The sequence below is a fragment of the Paracoccus xiamenensis genome, from assembly GCF_011308835.1.
Classification (GTDB): domain Bacteria; phylum Pseudomonadota; class Alphaproteobacteria; order Rhodobacterales; family Rhodobacteraceae; genus Paracoccus; species Paracoccus xiamenensis.
The window spans coordinates 807,589-824,772 of record NZ_JAAOHY010000001.1; the positions used below are offsets into that span (position 1 = coordinate 807,589).

The 17,184-nt window shown below is 66.4% G+C and carries 13 protein-coding genes; 12 read left to right on the forward strand and 1 reads right to left on the reverse strand.

The genetic code is table 11. The annotated features are described in order from the left end of the window. Positions 1–42 precede the first annotated feature (42 nt). The 8 genes from G7044_RS03985 (at position 43) to lpxB (ending at position 10,098) form a co-directional block, all read left to right on the forward strand. Positions 43–1,041 (forward strand): AAA family ATPase, encoded by a 999-nt coding sequence (locus G7044_RS03985; protein ID WP_166326246.1) that lies wholly within the window; start codon positions 43–45, stop codon positions 1,039–1,041. After that, the gene (locus tag G7044_RS03990) at positions 1,038–1,916 is read left to right on the forward strand and encodes a DUF58 domain-containing protein (protein ID WP_328803800.1); all 879 of its coding nucleotides are present in this window, start codon (positions 1,038–1,040) and stop codon (positions 1,914–1,916) included. Before G7044_RS03985 ends, G7044_RS03990 begins: the two co-directional genes overlap by 4 nt. Further along, on the forward strand, positions 1,913–4,636 hold the full coding sequence (locus G7044_RS03995; protein WP_166326248.1) for a DUF4159 domain-containing protein: 2,724 nt from the start codon (positions 1,913–1,915) through the stop codon (positions 4,634–4,636). Before G7044_RS03990 ends, G7044_RS03995 begins: the two co-directional genes overlap by 4 nt. After that, positions 4,633–6,765 carry a hypothetical protein gene (locus G7044_RS04000; protein ID WP_235931123.1) on the forward strand — a complete coding sequence of 711 codons (2,133 nt, stop codon included), beginning with the start codon at positions 4,633–4,635 and terminating at the stop codon, positions 6,763–6,765. The genes G7044_RS03995 and G7044_RS04000 overlap by 4 nt, the downstream gene beginning before the upstream one ends. A 77-nt stretch (positions 6,766–6,842) precedes the next feature. Beyond that, complete coding sequence (gene fabZ, locus G7044_RS04005; protein WP_166326250.1) at positions 6,843–7,319, forward strand: 3-hydroxyacyl-ACP dehydratase FabZ; 477 nt, start codon at positions 6,843–6,845, stop codon at positions 7,317–7,319. Next, on the forward strand, positions 7,312–8,094 hold the full coding sequence (gene lpxA / locus G7044_RS04010) for an acyl-ACP--UDP-N-acetylglucosamine O-acyltransferase (protein WP_166326252.1): 783 nt from the start codon (positions 7,312–7,314) through the stop codon (positions 8,092–8,094). Before fabZ ends, lpxA begins: the two co-directional genes overlap by 8 nt. After that, positions 8,091–8,885: an LpxI family protein gene (locus G7044_RS04015; protein WP_166326254.1), complete on the forward strand. Its 795-nt coding sequence runs from the start codon at positions 8,091–8,093 to the stop codon at positions 8,883–8,885. The genes lpxA and G7044_RS04015 overlap by 4 nt, the downstream gene beginning before the upstream one ends. A 46-nt stretch (positions 8,886–8,931) precedes the next feature. Beyond that, positions 8,932–10,098, forward strand: a complete 1,167-nt coding sequence (gene lpxB, locus G7044_RS04020; protein ID WP_166326256.1) for a lipid-A-disaccharide synthase — start codon at positions 8,932–8,934, stop codon at positions 10,096–10,098. Positions 10,099–10,185: 87 nt separating this feature from the next. Here lpxB and mnmA read toward each other — a convergent pair whose 3' ends face one another. After that, a complete protein-coding gene (gene mnmA, locus G7044_RS04025) occupies positions 10,186–11,325 on the reverse strand; it encodes a tRNA 2-thiouridine(34) synthase MnmA (RefSeq protein ID WP_166327337.1) in 1,140 nt (379 codons plus the stop codon). 152 nt (positions 11,326–11,477) lie between these two features. Between mnmA and sciP the strand changes: the two genes are divergently transcribed. The 4 genes from sciP to recG all read left to right on the forward strand — a co-directional run bounded on the left by sciP (position 11,478) and on the right by recG (position 17,115). Continuing rightward, entirely contained in the window at positions 11,478–11,762 is a 285-nt protein-coding gene (gene sciP / locus G7044_RS04030; protein WP_166326258.1) for a CtrA inhibitor SciP, read from the forward strand. An 87-nt stretch (positions 11,763–11,849) separates the two neighbouring features. Further along, complete coding sequence (gene ctrA, locus G7044_RS04035; RefSeq protein WP_166326260.1) at positions 11,850–12,560, forward strand: response regulator transcription factor CtrA; 711 nt, start codon at positions 11,850–11,852, stop codon at positions 12,558–12,560. A gap of 143 nt (positions 12,561–12,703) precedes the next feature. Then, a complete protein-coding gene (ligA, locus tag G7044_RS04040) occupies positions 12,704–15,022 on the forward strand; it encodes an NAD-dependent DNA ligase LigA (RefSeq protein ID WP_166326262.1) in 2,319 nt (772 codons plus the stop codon). Continuing rightward, a complete protein-coding gene (recG, locus tag G7044_RS04045) occupies positions 15,001–17,115 on the forward strand; it encodes an ATP-dependent DNA helicase RecG (protein WP_235931124.1) in 2,115 nt (704 codons plus the stop codon). Before ligA ends, recG begins: the two co-directional genes overlap by 22 nt. Positions 17,116–17,184 lie beyond the last annotated feature (69 nt).

The window sequence follows — 17,184 nt, forward strand, 5'->3', positions numbered from 1 at the left end:
TCCGTGGTTTCATATGTCTTAGAGCAGAATGAGAGAGTTGTCATGTCCGAGGATGACAAACTGGTTGACGAGATCTTGATCCTGGGTGGTCAGCTGGCTGAGGCACGAAGCAGCATTGAACGCCGTTTCGTCGGCCAGCACGAGGTGGTTGAGCAGGTTCTGGCGGCAATCCTGTCAGGCGGCCACGCGCTGCTGGTTGGTCAGCCGGGTCTGGGCAAGACCATGCTTGTCGATACGCTGGCCACGGTGCTGGGGCTTCAGGACGCCCGCATCCAGTTCACGCCCGACCTGATGCCCGCCGATATTCTTGGCTCCGAGGTGCTGGATCAGTCGCCTGATGGCCGCCGCGCCTTCCGCTTTGTCGAGGGGCCGGTCTTCACGCAGCTGCTGATGGCCGACGAGATCAACCGCGCCAGCCCGCGCACCCAATCCGCCCTGCTTCAGGCCATGCAGGAAGGACAGGTGACTGTTGGCGGCGCACATCGTTCGCTGGGGCGCCCCTTTCATGTGCTGGCGACCCAGAACCCGATCGAGCAGGAAGGCACCTATCCGTTGCCCGAGGCACAGCTGGACCGTTTTCTGATGCAGGTCGACGTGGATTATCCCGACCGCGACACCGAACGCGCGATCCTGCTGGCCACCACCGGCACCCTGCGCGACGAACCCCATGCGGTCATGAGCGCGGACGGGCTGATCGCCGCGCAGGCTTTGATCCGGCGGATGCCGGTAGGCGAGACGGTAGTGAATGCGATCCTCGACCTGGTGCGGGCGCTGCGTCCGGGGCCAGAGGGCGCGCCCTGGGTGGCAGAGACGCTCAGCTGGGGGCCGGGTCCGCGTGCGGCGCAGGCGCTGATGCTGGTCACGCGGGCGCGGGCGGTGTTGAACGGTCGTTTCGCGCCGACGCTGGAGGATGTCGACGCCATGGCCGCGCCGGTCCTGCGTCACCGCATGGCGCTCGGCTTCGGGGCGCGTGCACGGGGCGAGACCGTCGATGGCATTATCGCCCGCATCCGGGAAAGCCAGTTCCGGAAGGCGGCGTGAGCCCAGAACGGATCCCGCCGGCCGAATTGCGCGCAAAGGCCGAGGCAGCCGCAGCAGCGCTGCCGCCCCTGCTGCTGGCGCGTGGCCCGATTGCTGCGACCGTGGCGCCCGGCGGACATGGCCTGCGCCGTCCCGGTCTGGGCGAAGACTTCTGGCAGTATCGTCTGGCGCATGAGGGCGATACCGCATCCGCCATCGACTGGCGGCGTTCGGCGCGCGGCGATTCACGCTTCGTGCGTGACCGCGAGCGTCAGACTGCGCGGACGGCGGCGATCTGGCTGGGGCGCGGCGCGGGCATGGACTATGCCGGACAGCAGGGCAGCGAAACCAAGCTTGACCGCGCCCGGGTCATCGGATTGGCGCTGTCGCTGGCGCTGATCCGCGCGGGCGAGCGGGTGGCCCTGCTGGGTGACAGTCCCGGCTCTGGCGCCACGCAGGCGGCGAAACTGTCCGAAGCCATCGCGGCCGTGGCTCCGCTTGCCCGGGATGCCGATGCGCCTGCTTTGGGAACTGCGCGGGCCGGTCAGGTCATTATTCTGATTGACGATTTTCTGAACGATACGAGTGATTTGGGGTCGTTTCTTCAAGCGGCCTCCGATCTTGGAGCAAGCGGCGTGATCCTGCAATTGCTGCACCCTGACGAGGAGGTCTTTCCCTTCGACGGCGCCATCCGGTTCGAAACCGTGGGTGGGTTGCAACATGACACCCGTGATGCAGGCGGGTTGCGCGCGGCCTATCTGGCGCGGCTTGACGAACGCCGCGCGTTGCTGGCCCGGATGGCGCAGCAGACCGGCTTTGTCTTCGGCACCCACGACCTTGGCCGTCCGGTGACCGAGGCGATGATCTGGTTGCATGGGGTGCTGGCGGCGCGATGATGATGCTGGGCCCGATAGGTTTCGGCGCGCCGCTGGTGCTGCTGGCGCTGGCGACGCTGCCGCTGCTGTGGTGGTTGTTACGGGCGCTGCCGCCGGTGCCGAAACGCATCCGCTTTCCTGGCACGGCGCTGCTGGCCGGGTTGCAGGACCCCAATCCGGTGGCGCGGCGCACGCCGTGGTGGCTGCTGCTGCTGCGCCTGATGGCGGTTGCGGCGGCGATCCTGGCCTTTTCGGCCCCGGTGTGGCGGCCCGCGCCGCCTCCGGTCGAGGGAGAGGCGCTGCTGATCGTCATGGATGCCGGCGCCACCGCTGCGCCCGGTTGGCGTGCGGCGCAGATCCGCGCGCTTCGCGCTGCCGAAGGTGCCATTGCCGGCGGGCATCCGGTGGCGGTGCTGCTGGCCGATGGCCGGTCAGAAGGTGCGCTGCCGTTCGGCGCCGATGACGGTGTGGCGGCATTGCTGCGCGCGGCGGCGCCGCAGGCCTGGCCCGGTGCCTATCCTGACGCGCCCGAGGATTTGCTGGCCAATGCGCCCGAAGACGGTCTGCGCACGCTCTGGCTCAGCGATGGGCTGGACCATCCGGGACGGGCCGAATGGTTGGCGGCACTGTCGGCGCGGGGGCCGGTCGGTGTCGTCTCGCCTGCCGTCGCCCCGCAGATGCTGCGCATGGCGCGCGACGGTGCCCAACCGGAATTGCAACTTCAATCGACGACAAATGAGGCTGAGACTGGCGCCGGCGCAATCCTGGCGCTCGGCCCCGATCCGCAGGGTATCCCCCGCGAACTTGCCCGGCTTACGCCCGGCGCGCCGACCACGCGCGACGGCATCACCTCGCGCCCGGTGCCGGTGGATCTGCCGCCGGAATTGTTGGGCCGCGTCACCCGTTTTCAGATCGAGGGCGTGGAATCCGCCGCCGCCGTGGTCTTGGGCGATGACCGCCTGCGCCGCCCCGTTGTGGCGCTGATCGGGCAGGGGCAGGCGCGCTCGGAAGGGCAAGCGCTGCTGTCGCCGGCGCATTTTCTGCGCAGCGCGCTTGACGGCTCCGCCCGGGTGATCGAGGCCGGGCTGGATGACGCCTTGGCCGCCCAGCCCGATGTGATCGTGCTGATGGACCGTTCGGGGCTGGAGGCTGACGGCCCGCTGGCCGATTGGGTGACTGCAGGCGGGCTGCTGATCCGCTTTGCCGGGCCCCGCATGGCCGCCGATCCGCAGCTCGCCAACGAACCGCTGTTGCCGGTGCGGTTGCGGCCGGGCGGGCGTGACATGGGCGGTGCGCTCAGCTGGGGCGACCCGCGCCCGATTGCGCCCTTTGCGGCCGATGGCCCTTTCGCCGGTCTTTCGGTGCCGGGCGATGTGACCATCCGCGCGCAACTGATGGCCGAACCCGCGCCCGATCTGGCCGCCCGCAGCATCGCCACGCTGACCGATGGCACGCCCTTGGTGACCCGCGCGCCGCTGGGCGAGGGGCGGGTGGTGCTGTTCCATTCCACGGCCAATGCCGACTGGTCCTCGCTGCCGATCTCGGGGCTGTTCGTGCAGATGCTGGAACGCCTGATCGCCGGGGCCGGTCGCGCAGCCGGTCCCGCGCAGGAACTGCCGCAGGGCGGGATCTGGACGGCCACGCAAGTGCTGGACGGCTTTGGCCGGCTGTCCCCGGCAGAGTCCCCGGTGCCGGTCGAGACCGAGGTTCTGGCGCAGGGCGCGGCGCCCGATCTGCCGGCAGGGATCTATGCCTCGGGTGAGCGGATCCTTGCGCTGAATGCAGGCCTGCCGATGGTGGCCGCCGATTGGCCCGGTGCCACGGTTGAAACCGACAGCCAGCCCGGCATTCCGCTTGCGGGCTGGCTGCTGCTGGCCGCCGCCACGGCTTTGCTGGCTGATCTGTTGGGCAGCGCGGCGCTGCGCCGGGGGCGGCTGGCGGCAGTGCTGATCGCCGCCCTCGCGCTGACCTTGCCGCCCGAAACCCCGCGCGCGCAAGAGATTGACCCTGAACTGGCCCGCGCGGCCTCGGAATTTGCAATGGGCTACGTGCTGACCGGCGACGCGGAGCTGGACGAGATTTCGCGCGCCGGGCTGGAGGGGCTTTCGCTGACGCTGATGGCGCGCACCACGGTCGAGCCGACCCCGCCCGTCGCCATCGATCTGGAAACCGCCGACCTGACGTTGATGAGCTTTCTTTACTGGCCCATCGGCCCCGATCAGCCGGTCCCGACGGCCGAGGCCTATCTGCGCCTGAACCGCTTTCTGCGCGGCGGCGGTATGATCCTGTTCGACACCCGCGACGCCGATCTGGCGGGCAGCGGGGCCGATGGGGCCGAGGATCTGCGCCGGCTGGCCGGGCCGCTGGACATGCCGCCCCTGCAGCTGGTGCCGCGCGACCACGTTCTGACCCGCAGCTTCTACCTGCTGGACGATCTGCCCGGCCGCTTCAGCGATGGCGATGTCTGGGTCGAAACCGCCACGGCCGAGGCGGGGACGGTCAATGACGGCGTCTCACCGGTGGTGATCGGTGGCAATGCCTGGGCCGAGGCCTGGGCCACCGACGACCGCGGGCTGCCGCTGTTTGCAGTCGGCGCCGGGCTTGATGGCGAACGTCAGCGCGAACTGGCCCATCGCTTCGGCGTCAACCTGATCATGTATGTGCTGACCGGCAATTACAAATCCGACCAGATCCATGTGCCCGCGCTGCTGGAACGCCTGCGGCAGGAGGAGGCGCAATGAACGGGGGGTTCGCCTGGGGCGCGCTGGTTCTGGACCCGATCCTGTCGCCGCTGGTCGGGCCGATGGCGGCGGCCTGGATCGCGGGGATCGTGGCGGTATTGGCAGTGCTGGCAACTGCGTTCGCCTTGTGGCGCGGGTTGCGCGGGGCGTGGTGGCGCGGGTTTGCACTGCTGCTGATTGCGGCGGCGCTTGCCGGTCCGGCCTTGCAGCAGGGCACCGCACGGCCGTTGTCCGATATCGTCCTGCTGGTCGATGACCGCAGCGCCAGCCAGTCGCTGCCCGGTCGCGGCGCGGCCAGCGACACGGCGCTGGCGCAGATCGAGGAGCAGCTGGCCCAATGGCCAGAGACCGAGATCCGCCGCCTGACCGTCGCCGACACCGAGGACGGCACCTTGCTGGGTGCAGCGCTGTCCAAGGCGATTGCGGCGGAACCGGCGAACCGGCTGGCCGGGGCGATCGTCATCAGCGACGGGCTAAGCCATGATGCCGCTGCCATCCCGGAAACCGCACCCGCACCGGTGCATTTCCTGCAAACCGGCGCGCCCACGGATTGGGACCGCCGCATTGTCATCGACGAGGCCCCGCGCTTTGCCCTGATCGGGGAACCGACGACGATCCGCCTGCATATCGCCGATGAGGGCGCCTTGCCGGCAGAGCTGGCGGGCCCGATGACGCTGACCGCGCGGCTGGATGGCGAGGTGATCGCCAGCGTCGCCGTCACCCCCGGCAGCCGGATCGACCTGCCGGTCACGTTGAATACGGCGGGTCCGAACGTGGTGCTGATCTCGGTCGAGACGCTGGACGGAGAGTTGACCGGCCTGAACAACCAGGCCGCGCTGACCATCAATGCGGTGCGCGACCGGCTGCGGGTGCTGCTGGTCTCGGGAGAGCCGAACCCCGGTGAAAGAACGTGGCGCAACCTTTTGAAGTCGGACGCGAATATCGATCTTATCCATTTCACCATTCTGCGCCCGCCGGAAAAATTCGACGGTGTGCCCGTGGATGAACTGGCGCTGATCGCCTTTCCCACACGCGAGTTGTTCATGGAGCGGATCGAGGATTTCGACCTGATTATCTTCGACCGCTATCGGATACGCGGCATCCTGCTGCCGGAATATTACGACAATATCCGCCGCTATGTCGAAAACGGTGGCGCGGTGCTGGTCTCGGCCGGGCCGGAATTTGCCGGCGTTGACAGCATCGCGCGCTCGGCCCTTGGCCCGATCCTGCCGGCCCGTCCGACCGGCCGGGTCATCGAAGCGCCCCTGCTGCCCCGCCTGACCGATGACGGCCGCCGCCATCCCGTGACCGCCGGTCTGCCCGGCGCACCGGCCGAGGACGGCACCCCGGGCGATGACAGCTGGGGCCGCTGGCTGCGGATGATCGAAACTTCGCCTGCGCCCGACAGCACCGTGGCCATGGTGGGCGAAAGCAACCAGCCACTGCTGATGCTGCGCCGTCAGGGCGAGGGGCGGGTGGCGCTGATCGCCTCGGATCAGATCTGGCTGTGGGGGCGCGGTTTCGAAGGCGGCGGGCCGCAACTGGACCTGATGCGGCGGGTCGCGCATTGGTCGATGAAGGAACCCGAGCTGGAGGAAGAGGCGCTGGAACTGCGCGGCCTTCCCGGCCAGCAGGTCGAGGTGACGCGGCGCAGCCTGCGCGAAACCGTGGGTGCGGTCGGGCTGACCGGCCCGCAGGGCCAGACCGCCGAGATCACCTTGCAGGAAAACGGTGCGGGCCTGTTCACCGGCCGCTTCACCGCGCCAGAGCCGGGACTTTACACGGTGCGGCAGGACGATCTGACCCGCTCAATCGCGGTCGGTCCGGCGGCGCCACGCGAATTTGATCGTACCGTGGCCAATGCCGCCGACATGGCGGGGCTGACCGAAAACTCGGGCGGCAGCATCCACCGGCTGTCCGACGGCATCCCCGATCTGCGCCGCGTGGCCGAAGGCCGCCCGACCGATGGGCGCGGCGTGGCCGGGCGCTGGATCGGGCTGGTCGCGCGCGAGGCGGAAACCGTCACCGGTCTCAGCCGCCGGCCGCTGCTTCCGGGTTGGGCATGGTTGTGCCTGATCGGTGGGGTCATGCTGGCCGGCTGGCTGGTCGAAGGCCGCCGCCGGGTCTGATCTGCGCCCGCTTCGCCTTGCCAATCAGCCCCCCCGTTTGCTAGCACCATTGGCGAACATACCCGAAAGGCAACCGCATGGCCGAGACCCAGACGACCGAAGCCGACATCGGCCTGATCCAGCGGATCATCCCGCACCGCTATCCGTTCCTGCTGATCGACAAGGTCCGCGATATCGTGCCGCATAAATCCGGCACCGGTATCAAGAACGTGACCTTCAACGAGCCGCATTTCCAGGGCCATTTCCCGAACCAGCCGGTGATGCCGGGCGTGACCATCGTCGAGGCGATGGCGCAAACGGCTGCGGTGGTGGTGGGCGTCAGCCTTGACCTCGCCGACCGCGGGATGAAGACCTATTTCATGGCCATCGACAAGGTGAAATTCCGCCGCATGGTGGTTCCGGGCGACGTGCTGGAACTGCATGTCACCGTCAAGCGTGGCGGCGGCAAGATCTGGAAATTCGAGGGCAAGGGCATCGTCGACGGCGAAACCGCCTGCGAGGCAGAGTTCACCGCCATGATGGACCAGCCCGCGCGCGAGGCCGCGGATGGCTGAGACGCTGATCCACCCCTCGGCCATTATCGAGCCGGGGGCGGAAATCGGGCAGGGCGTGCGCATCGGCCCCTTCTGCATCGTCGGCCCGCAGGTGCGGCTGGCCGCAGGGGTCGAACTGAAATCGCATGTGGTGATTGCCGGCGACACCTCGGTCGGCGAGGACACGGTGATCTATCCCTTTGCGTCAATCGGCCATGACCCGCAGGATCTGAAATTCAAAGGCGAACATACCCGTCTGGAAATCGGTGCCCGCAACCGGATCCGCGAATATGTCACCATGCAGCCGGGAACCGAGGGCGGCGGCGGGCTGACGCAGGTCGGCGATGACGGGCTGTTCATGGCCAGCTGCCATGTCGCCCATGATTGCCGCATCGGCAATCATGTCGTGCTGGTGAACTCGGTCGCTGTTGCCGGTCACTGCGTGGTCGAGGACGAGGTGATCGTGGGCGGGCTGTCGGGCATCCACCAATTCGTCCGTATCGGGCGCGGCGCGATGATCGGGGCGCTGTCCATGGTCACCGCCGACGTGATCCCGCACGGGCTGGTGCAGGGGCCGCGCGCCCATCTGGACGGCTTGAACCTTGTCGGGCTGAAGCGTCGTGGCACCAGCCGCGCCGAGATCGCGGAATTGCGCGAGGTGCTGGCCCGCCTGCATGACGGCGCGTTCCGGGACACCGCGCGCGAGCTTTCGTCCATGGACCGCGGCGCGATGGTCGGTGAGGTGCTGGATTTCATCCTTGGTCCCTCTGACCGCAGCTTCCTGAAACCCGCATGAGCCGTACCGCCATCATCGCCGGTCAGGGTGCGCTTGCCCCGGCCATCGCCGCCAGGCTGGAGGACCCGGTTGTGGCCGCTCTGGAAGGTTTTGCGCCTTCGATCCCGCATGAGAACTTCCGGCTGGAGCGGCTGGTGCCGTTCTTTGACTGGCTGGCCGAACGGGGCGTCGACAGGGTGACATTTGCCGGTGCCGTCCGCCGCCCCCGGCTTGACCCCGAAGCCTTCGATCCGCGCACCGCCAGCTTGGTGCCGCGCATCCTGACCGCCATGCAGTCAGGCGACGACGCCGCCCTGCGCGAGGTGATCGCGCTGTTTGAAGAAGCGGGCTTCACCGTTGCCGGGACCGAGGAAATCGCCCCCGATCTGGTGCCGGGTGAGGGCATTCTGGTGGGCGAGCCGACGGCTGCCGACATTGCCGATACCGACCGTGCGGCGAAGATCGTCGAGGGCCTGGGCGCGCTGGATCTGGGGCAGGGCGCAGTTGTCGCGCAGGGGTTGTGCCTTGCCGTGGAAACGCTGCCCGGCACCGGGGCCATGCTGGATTTCGTCGCCGCCCATCGCGACATGCGCCCGCGCCCGAACGGCCCGCGCGGTGTGTTCTGGAAGGCGCCGAAACCGGGACAGGACCGCCGGATCGACCTGCCGGCCATCGGCCCCGAAACCGTCGATCAAGTGGCTCGGGCAGGTCTGGCCGGGATCGCCTGGCAGGCCGGTGGCGTCATTCTGCTGGAACGAGAGGTCGCGGTGGAACGCGCCCGCGACGCGGGTGTTTTCCTGTGGGCACGCTGATCGGCGGCCCCTGTACGACGCTGATTCAAAGCAAGGGAGGAACGGCATGCGTGTCTTCCTGATCGCAGGAGAACCCTCTGGCGACAAGCTGGGCGGGGCGTTGATGGCGGGCCTGAAGGCCCTTGCGCCGGGTGTCGAATTCGCCGGCATCGGCGGGGCAGAGATGGCCGCGCAGGGTCTTGAAAGCCGCTTCCCGATGGAAGAACTCTCGGTCATGGGCATCGCCGAGGTGCTGCCCAAATACCGCCAGTTGAAGCGCCGCATCGCCGAAACCGCCGCTGCCGTGGCAAAGGCGCGCCCCGACGCGCTAATCACCATCGACAGCCCCGATTTCTGTCTGCGCGTTGCCAAAGCCGCAAAGGATCTGGGCTATGATGGCCCGGTCATTCATTACGTCGCGCCCTCTGTCTGGGCCTGGCGTCCGGGACGAGCGGCGAAGATGGCCAAGGTGGTCGATCATGTCCTTGCCCTGCTGCCCTTCGAGCCGCCCTATATGGAAGCCGCCGGGATGAGTTGCGATTTCGTCGGCCATCCCGTCGTTGCCGAAGAACGCGCCACCCGCGCCGAGGCTGAGGCCTTCCGCGCCGCCCATGGCATCACCCCCGACGCGCCACTGGTCCTGTGCCTGCCCGGCTCGCGCCGGGGCGAGGTTTCGCGGCTGGGCCCTCGTTTCGACGAGGCGTTGATCCGGGTTCGTGACCGCATCCCCGAATTGCGGGTGGTGATCCCGACTGTGCCCGGCGTTGCGCGTCTGGTGCGCGAGATGACGCGCCGCTGGCCAACCGCGCCCATCGTGGTCGAAGACGCTGCCGACAAGCGCGCCGCCTTTCAGGCCGCCAACCTGTCGCTGGCGGCCTCGGGTACGGTCAGCCTCGAACTCGCCGCCAATGCGGTGCCGATGATCATTGCCTATGACATGGCGCCGCTGTCGCGCTGGATCATCGGCCTGCTGCTGAAGACGGATACGGTCACACTGGTTAACCTTGTCAGCGAGACCCGCGCCGTGCCGGAGTTTCTGGGCAATAAATGCCGCGCGGAAGCGATTGCGGCAGCGCTTCTGGACCTGCTTGAACACCCGGAACAGCGTGCGGCGCAGGCCGAGGCCATGTCCTTGACGATGAAGCGATTGGGAGAGGGCGGCGCACCGCCCGGCCTGCGGGCGGCAAAATCGGTTCTGGATTTTCTTGCACGCGGGAAGCAGGTAAAAACCTGAGGGATTACAGACAACGTTCTGCAATAGCTCAGGTTATGTTTCTTGCATGACCCCGGATATTGACCGGAGCGCTCGTTAGGGATCGTCTTAGCGACGCGCCTGAATCCAGCCGCCGCCCAATACGCGGGTGCTGCCGGTATCATAGAAGACGCAGGCCTGGCCGGGGCTGACGCCTTCTTCGGGGTCCATCAACTCAATCTCGGCGGACCGGGGACCGGTCGGACGCAAGATCGCCGCGCGCGGTGGCCGGGTCGAACGGATGCGAACCAGAATTTCGCGCGGCTCGGCGGTTTCGAAGGGGCCGTCACCGATCCAGTTCACCTCGCCCACCGGCACGACCCGCGTCGACAGCGCCTCGCGCGGGCCGACGATGACGCGGCGCGCTTCCGGGTCCAGCTTGACGACGTAAAGCGGATCGCCAAGTCCGCCGATGCCAAGGCCGCGCCGCTGACCGATCGTATAGTGGATGACGCCGTTATGGCTGCCCAGCACATTGCCGTCCATATCGACGATCTCGCCGGGATCGGCGGCACCGGGGCGCAGCTTTTCAATGACGGCGGCGTAATTGCCATTCGGCACGAAGCAGATGTCCTGACTGTCAGGCTTGTCCGCCACTGACAGCCCGTATCGCGCGGCCATCGCCCGCGTCTCGGCCTTGCTGGCCAAATGGCCCAGCGGGAAGCGCAGGAAATCCAGCTGTTCCTGCGTGGTCGAGAACAGGAAATAGCTCTGATCCCGGTTTGGGTCGCTGGCCATGTGCAGCTCGGCCCCAAGCGCGCCCATCTTGCGCTGGATATAGTGGCCCGTCGCCATGCAATCGGCATCAAGATCACGCGCGGTTTCCAGCAAATCGCGGAACTTCACCCGCTCGTTGCAGCGGATGCAGGGCACGGGCGTGGCACCTGCCAGATAGGCATCGGCAAATTCGTCGATGACGGATTCGCGGAACTTGTTTTCGTAATCAAGGACATAATGCGGAAATCCGATGCGTTCTGCCACCCGACGAGCATCGTGAATGTCCTGCCCGGCGCAGCAGGCGCCCTTTTTGGCCAGTGCCGCCCCATGGTCGTAAAGCTGCAAGGTCACGCCGACCACATCATAGCCCTGCTCGGCCAGATAAGCCGCGACGACCGAACTGTCGACGCCGCCCGACATGGCGACAACCACCCGCGTCTCGGCAGGAGGCTTGGCAAAACCCAATGAATTCAGGCCCGTTTCCGGGGCGATTTTGGTCGTAACTGTCACGGAATATCCTTTCGGGCTGCCGCTGCGGGCTCCGATCTCGTGAAAATTATAGTAATTATCCGCGTTTTCACAAGGGGCGGCTTCACGCACTATTAAGCAGTCTGTTCTAGGCAGGTGGCATAAAGGAGGTGCCAATGTATCTGCGACGAACCACGGGCCCGCGTGCCGTCCACCTGCCGGATGGTACGGTGCTGTCACTGGCCGATTTGCCGCCACCCGCGACGCGGTGGGTCGCCAGCCGCAAGGCGATTGTGGTGAAGGCCGTGACGCATGGACTGATCACGCGCGACGAAGCCATCGCGCGTTATGGACTGTCGGAGGAGGAGTTTGATAGCTGGTCGGCGGCTATTCGCGAACATGGTGTACGCGCTTTAAGGGTGACTGCCTTGCAGCAGTACAGACAACCAGAGGTTGATTAATGTCGATAAAACGCGTTGAGTAACCCGATCTTAACTAATTGCCGCGAATGTGAACGTCAGACATCGATTCGAAACGGGGACCGAGCCATGCGTATCCTTCTGGTTGAGGATGATCCGACCACTGCACGCAGCATTGAAATGATGCTGACCCACGCGAATTACAACGTTTTCCTGACAGATATGGGCGAAGAAGGCATCGACCTCGCCAAACTCTATGATTACGACCTGATCCTGCTGGACTTGGATCTGCCCGATATGCACGGGATGGAGGTTCTGCGCCAGATCCGCATGTCGCGGATCAATACGCCGATCCTGATTCTGACCGGCTCGGATGACACCGAAAGCAAGCTGCGCGGCTTTGGCTTCGGTGCCGATGATTATATGACAAAACCCTTCCATCGCGAGGAACTGGTCGCCCGCATTGCCGCCATTATCCGCCGTTCCAAGGGACACAGCCATTCGGTGATCCGCACCGGTGATCTGGTCGTCAATCTCGACGCCCGCTCGGTCGAGGTGCATGGCAAGCCCGTGAACCTGACGGGCAAGGAATACCAGATCCTCGAATTGCTCAGCCTGCGCAAGGGCACCACCCTGACCAAGGAGATGTTCCTGAACCATCTCTACGGTGGCATGGATGAGCCGGAACTGAAGATCATCGACGTCTTCATCTGCAAGCTGCGCAAGAAGCTGTCCGAAGCGATGGACGGCGAAAACCATATCGAGACGGTCTGGGGGCGTGGCTATGTGCTGCGTGACCCCCAGCATGCCGATAGCGAGCGACTTGCCCTCGGTGCCTGATCGGGCATGGAAAAAAGGAAGGCGCGGCACGTTCGCGCCTGACCCGTGCGCCGCGGTCGCGTCTGGTCTCGCCGTCGGTCCCGGTTTATCACCCTAGGCGCGGGCAGTTCGAATTGGCCCGCGATCAATCGACGGGGCAGAATATGGCGGGATCGGATCGGAATGGTGATGGTGTCAGCGAACCGGGTGCGAATCTGCTGGACGGATCGGCAGCCGAGGCAGATCCGAAAACCCTGACCGAAGCGCAGGCGGCAGACCGGATCGCGGCGCTAACCGACATCGTCACCCAGGCCAATCTGGACTATCACCAGAGCGACGCCCCGACCATTTCTGATGCCGATTATGATCGGGCCAAGCGCGCGCTCGCCGCCTTGGAGGAGGCATTTCCAGCACTTGCCAGCGCCGACAGCCCGACGCGCCAGGTGGGTGCCGCCCCCTCCGAGGCATTCGGCAAGATCACCCATGCGCAACGCATGATGTCGCTGGAAAATGCCTTTGCCGCCGCTGAGATCGACGAATTCGTTGCCCGAATTCGCAACTTTCTGGGCCTTGGCGCCGGTGCCGAACTTGATTTCACTGCGGAACCGAAGATCGACGGGCTATCGCTCTCGCTACGATATGAGGCGGGCAGGTTGGTGCAGGCGGCCACGCGTGGCGATGGTACGGTGGGCGAGAATGTCACTGCCAACGCTCGCACCATCGAAGATATCCCGCAACTGCTGACGGGCGATCCGCCTGAAATCCTGGAGGTTCGGGGTGAGGTCTACATGTCTCATGCCGATTTCACTGCCCTGAATGCGGGCGAGGGCGCGCGCATCTTCGCCAATCCGCGAAATGCCGCCGCCGGATCGCTGCGCCAGCTGGATCCGACGGTCACCGCTGCCCGGCCATTGAAATTCTTCGCCTATGCTTGGGGTCAGATCAGCGCGCCAGTGGCCGAAACCCAGATGGGCGCGGTGGAGCGGCTGGCCAGTTTCGGGTTCCAGACCAATCCGCTGACCAAACTGTGCCGCGACACCGCCGAGATGGTTGCGCAATGGGCCGCGATCGAGGCGCAACGGGCGAGCCTCGGTTATGACATCGACGGGGTCGTCTACAAGGTCAACGACCTCGGACTGCAGGCGCGGCTTGGGTTTCGGTCCACCACGCCGCGTTGGGCCATCGCCCATAAATTTCCGGCCGAGACCGCATGGACACGGCTGCGCGACATCGAGATCCAGGTCGGTCGCACCGGCGCGCTGTCGCCGGTGGCGCGGCTGGATCCGGTGACGGTCGGTGGCGTGACCGTCTCCAACGCCACGCTGCATAACGAAGACTATATCGCCGGGTTGAACAGCGCGGGCGAACGGATCCGAGAGACAGACATCCGCATCGGCGACTGGGTGAAGGTTTACCGGGCCGGCGACGTGATCCCGAAGATCTCGGACGTGGATGTGGCCAAGCGCAGCGGCGCTGAACAGCCCTATGTCTTCCCTGAAACCTGCCCTGAATGCGGTTCCGCCGCCATCCGAGAGCCGGGCGATGCTGCGCGCCGTTGTACGGGCGGCATCGCGTGTCCGGCGCAGGCCATCGAAAAACTGAAGCATTTCGTCAGTCGTGGGGCATTCGATATCGAAGGCCTGGGTGCCAAGCAGGTCGAGGCCTTCTACCGCGACGACAGCCTGCCCATCCGCACCCCCGCAGATATTTTCACCCTGCAGGCCCGCGACTCTGCCGGGTTGAGCAAGCTGAAAAATCGCGACGGCTGGGGGGCGACCTCGGCCGAGAACCTGTTCCGTGCCATAGATACGCGGCGCGATATCGGGCTGGCCCGGCTGATCTTTGCGCTCGGGATCCGGCATGTTGGCGAGGTCGCGGCGGCGGTACTGGCGCGGCATTACGGGACTTGGGAAAGCTTTACCGCCGCGCTTGACGCCTCGGCTCCAGCCGCCGCGCGTCATCTGGCTGCCGAGGACGCGGTCGCTGTCGAGCGCCGGGCCGCCGAGGCCGAAGGCCGGCGTGCGCGTATCAGCGACACCCGGCAGGCGGTCTGGGATGTGGTGCCGGACGATGTCGCCGATTGGCCCGCGGCCAGGGCCGCCTGGGACGAACTGGTCAGTATCGACGGCATCGGCGCCGTTCTGGCGCAGTCGCTGGTCACGGCCTTTCACCAGCCGGCCGAACGTGGTGCTATCGACGATCTGGTTGCGCAACTGCGCAATGTCGAACCTGCAGAGATGCCCTCGACCGATGACAGCCCGATTGCCGGCAAGACCATCGTCTTCACCGGCACGCTGGAGCGGATGACCCGCGCCGAAGCCAAGGCGCGGGCCGAAGCGATGGGCGCGAAGGTCGCGGGCTCTGTCTCGGCTAAAACCGATATCCTGGTGGCCGGGCCGGGGGCGGGGTCCAAGGCCAGCAAGGCTGCCGCATTGGGCGTCGAGGTGATCGACGAGGACGCATGGCTGACGCTGATCGGATGACGCCGAAGGGCCGGCCGCCGGCGCTGTTCCCGCTTTTCGCGGGGATCGAGACGCTGCCGGGCATCGGCCCGAAGGCGGCGGATGCGCTGGAAACCATGGGCGTTACCCGCCCGCGCGACCTGATCCTGACCCTGCCAAGCGGCGGGATTGCGCGGCGTGCGGTTGACCGTATTGCCGATCTGCGCCCGCCGGAAGTCGCGACGCTGAAGGTCACCGTCACGCGGCATTCCGCGCCCTCGGGGCGCGGCCGCCCTTACCGCGTCACCTGCACCGATGGGCAAAGCGATCTGGTTCTGGTCTTCTTTCATGCGCGCCGTGACTGGCTGGAAAAGGAATTGCCGATCGGCCAGAAGCGCGTCGTTTCCGGCAAGGTCGAAAGGTTCGACGGCACTGCGCAGATGGTTCATCCCGACCATATCCTGCACGAAGGCGAGGATCTGCCGGCGGATTTCGAGCCGGTCTATCCGTTGGCCGCCGGCTTGACGCAGAAGCAGATGGCCAAGGGTGCCGAGGCCGCACTGGCCCGCGCCCCTGAGATGGAGGAGTGGATCGACCCGGCGCTGCTGGCGCGCGAGGGCTGGCCGGGCTGGCGTGATGCGCTGATGCAGGCCCATGCGCCGCAGGGACCAGCAGACCTGGCGGCGAGTTCCAGCGCGCGAACGCGTCTGGCCTATGACGAACTGTTCGCCCATCAACTGACGCTGGCGCTGGCGCGGCGCCAACATCGGCGCGGCAAAGGGCGCCGCAGTCAGGGTGGTGGCCAGTTGCGCGAGCGCGTTCTATCCAGTCTGCCATGGCCACCGACCGGGGCGCAGCGCCGCGCGGTGGCGGAAATCGCGGACGACATGGCCTCGGATTTGCGGATGAACCGGCTGTTGCAGGGCGATGTGGGCGCGGGCAAGACGCTGGTCGCCATGCTGTCGCTGCTGATCGCGGTCGAGGCGGGCGGGCAGGGCGTGCTGATGGCCCCGACCGAGATCCTGGCCCGCCAGCACTTGCGCGCGCTCATGCCGCTGGCGCAGGCGGCGGGCATCAGGATCGAGGCGCTGACCGGCCGCGACAAGGGTGATGCCCGCGCCAATATCCTGACCGATCTGGCCGAGGGGCGCATCGACATTCTGGTCGGCACCCATGCGGTGTTTCAGGACGAGGTGCGATTTCGTGACCTGCGCCTTGCGGTGATCGACGAACAGCACCGTTTCGGCGTGGCGCAGCGGCTGAAGCTGGCCGCCAAGGGCGACGCCGCACCGCCCGACGTATTGGTGATGACGGCGACGCCGATCCCGCGTTCGCTGTCGCTGGCGCAATATGGCGACCTCGACCTGTCGGTGCTGGACGAAAAACCGCCCGGGCGCAAACCGATTACCACCATCATGCTGGATGACCGGCGGATGGATGAAATCGTGGACCGGATCGGCAAGGCGTTGCAGGGCGGCGCGCGGGCCTATTGGGTCTGCCCGCTGGTCGAGGAGTCCGAGCTTTCCGATCTGACGGCGGCCGAGGCGCGGTTTTCAGCGCTGCGGGCGCGTTTCGGCGATGCGGTGCGGATGGTCCATGGCCAGATGCCGGCCGAGGAACGCGACGCCGCCATGGCCGATTTCGTCGCCGGCCGCGCCCAGATCCTCGTTGCGACCACGGTGATCGAGGTGGGTGTGGATGTGCCCGAAGCCTCGATTATGGTGATCGAGCGCGCCGAAAGTTTTGGTCTGGCGCAGTTGCACCAGTTGCGCGGGCGGGTCGGACGCGGACAGGCGGCCTCCAGCTGCGTGTTGATGTATCACGCACCGCTGACCGAAGGCGGCGCACGGCGCCTGCACACCCTGCGCGAAACCGAGGACGGATTTCGGATTGCCGAGGTGGATCTGGAAATGCGTGGTGCCGGCGATGTGATCGGCACCGCGCAATCGGGGCTGCCGCGGTTCCGCATCGCCGATCTGGAACGTCAGGCCGGGTTGATGCAGGTGGCGCAGGCCGATGCGCGCGCCTTTCTGGAACGCGATCCCGAGATGACCAGCGATCGCGGCCGCGCCATTCGGGCGCTTTTGTGGCTGATGGAGCAGGACCAGGCGATCCGGCTGATCAAGACAGGTTAAAATGTTCTTAAAAAGTTCTTGCGCGAATCGTGAGAACATGAGAACAAAAGGGCAACTCGCAAGGGAGAT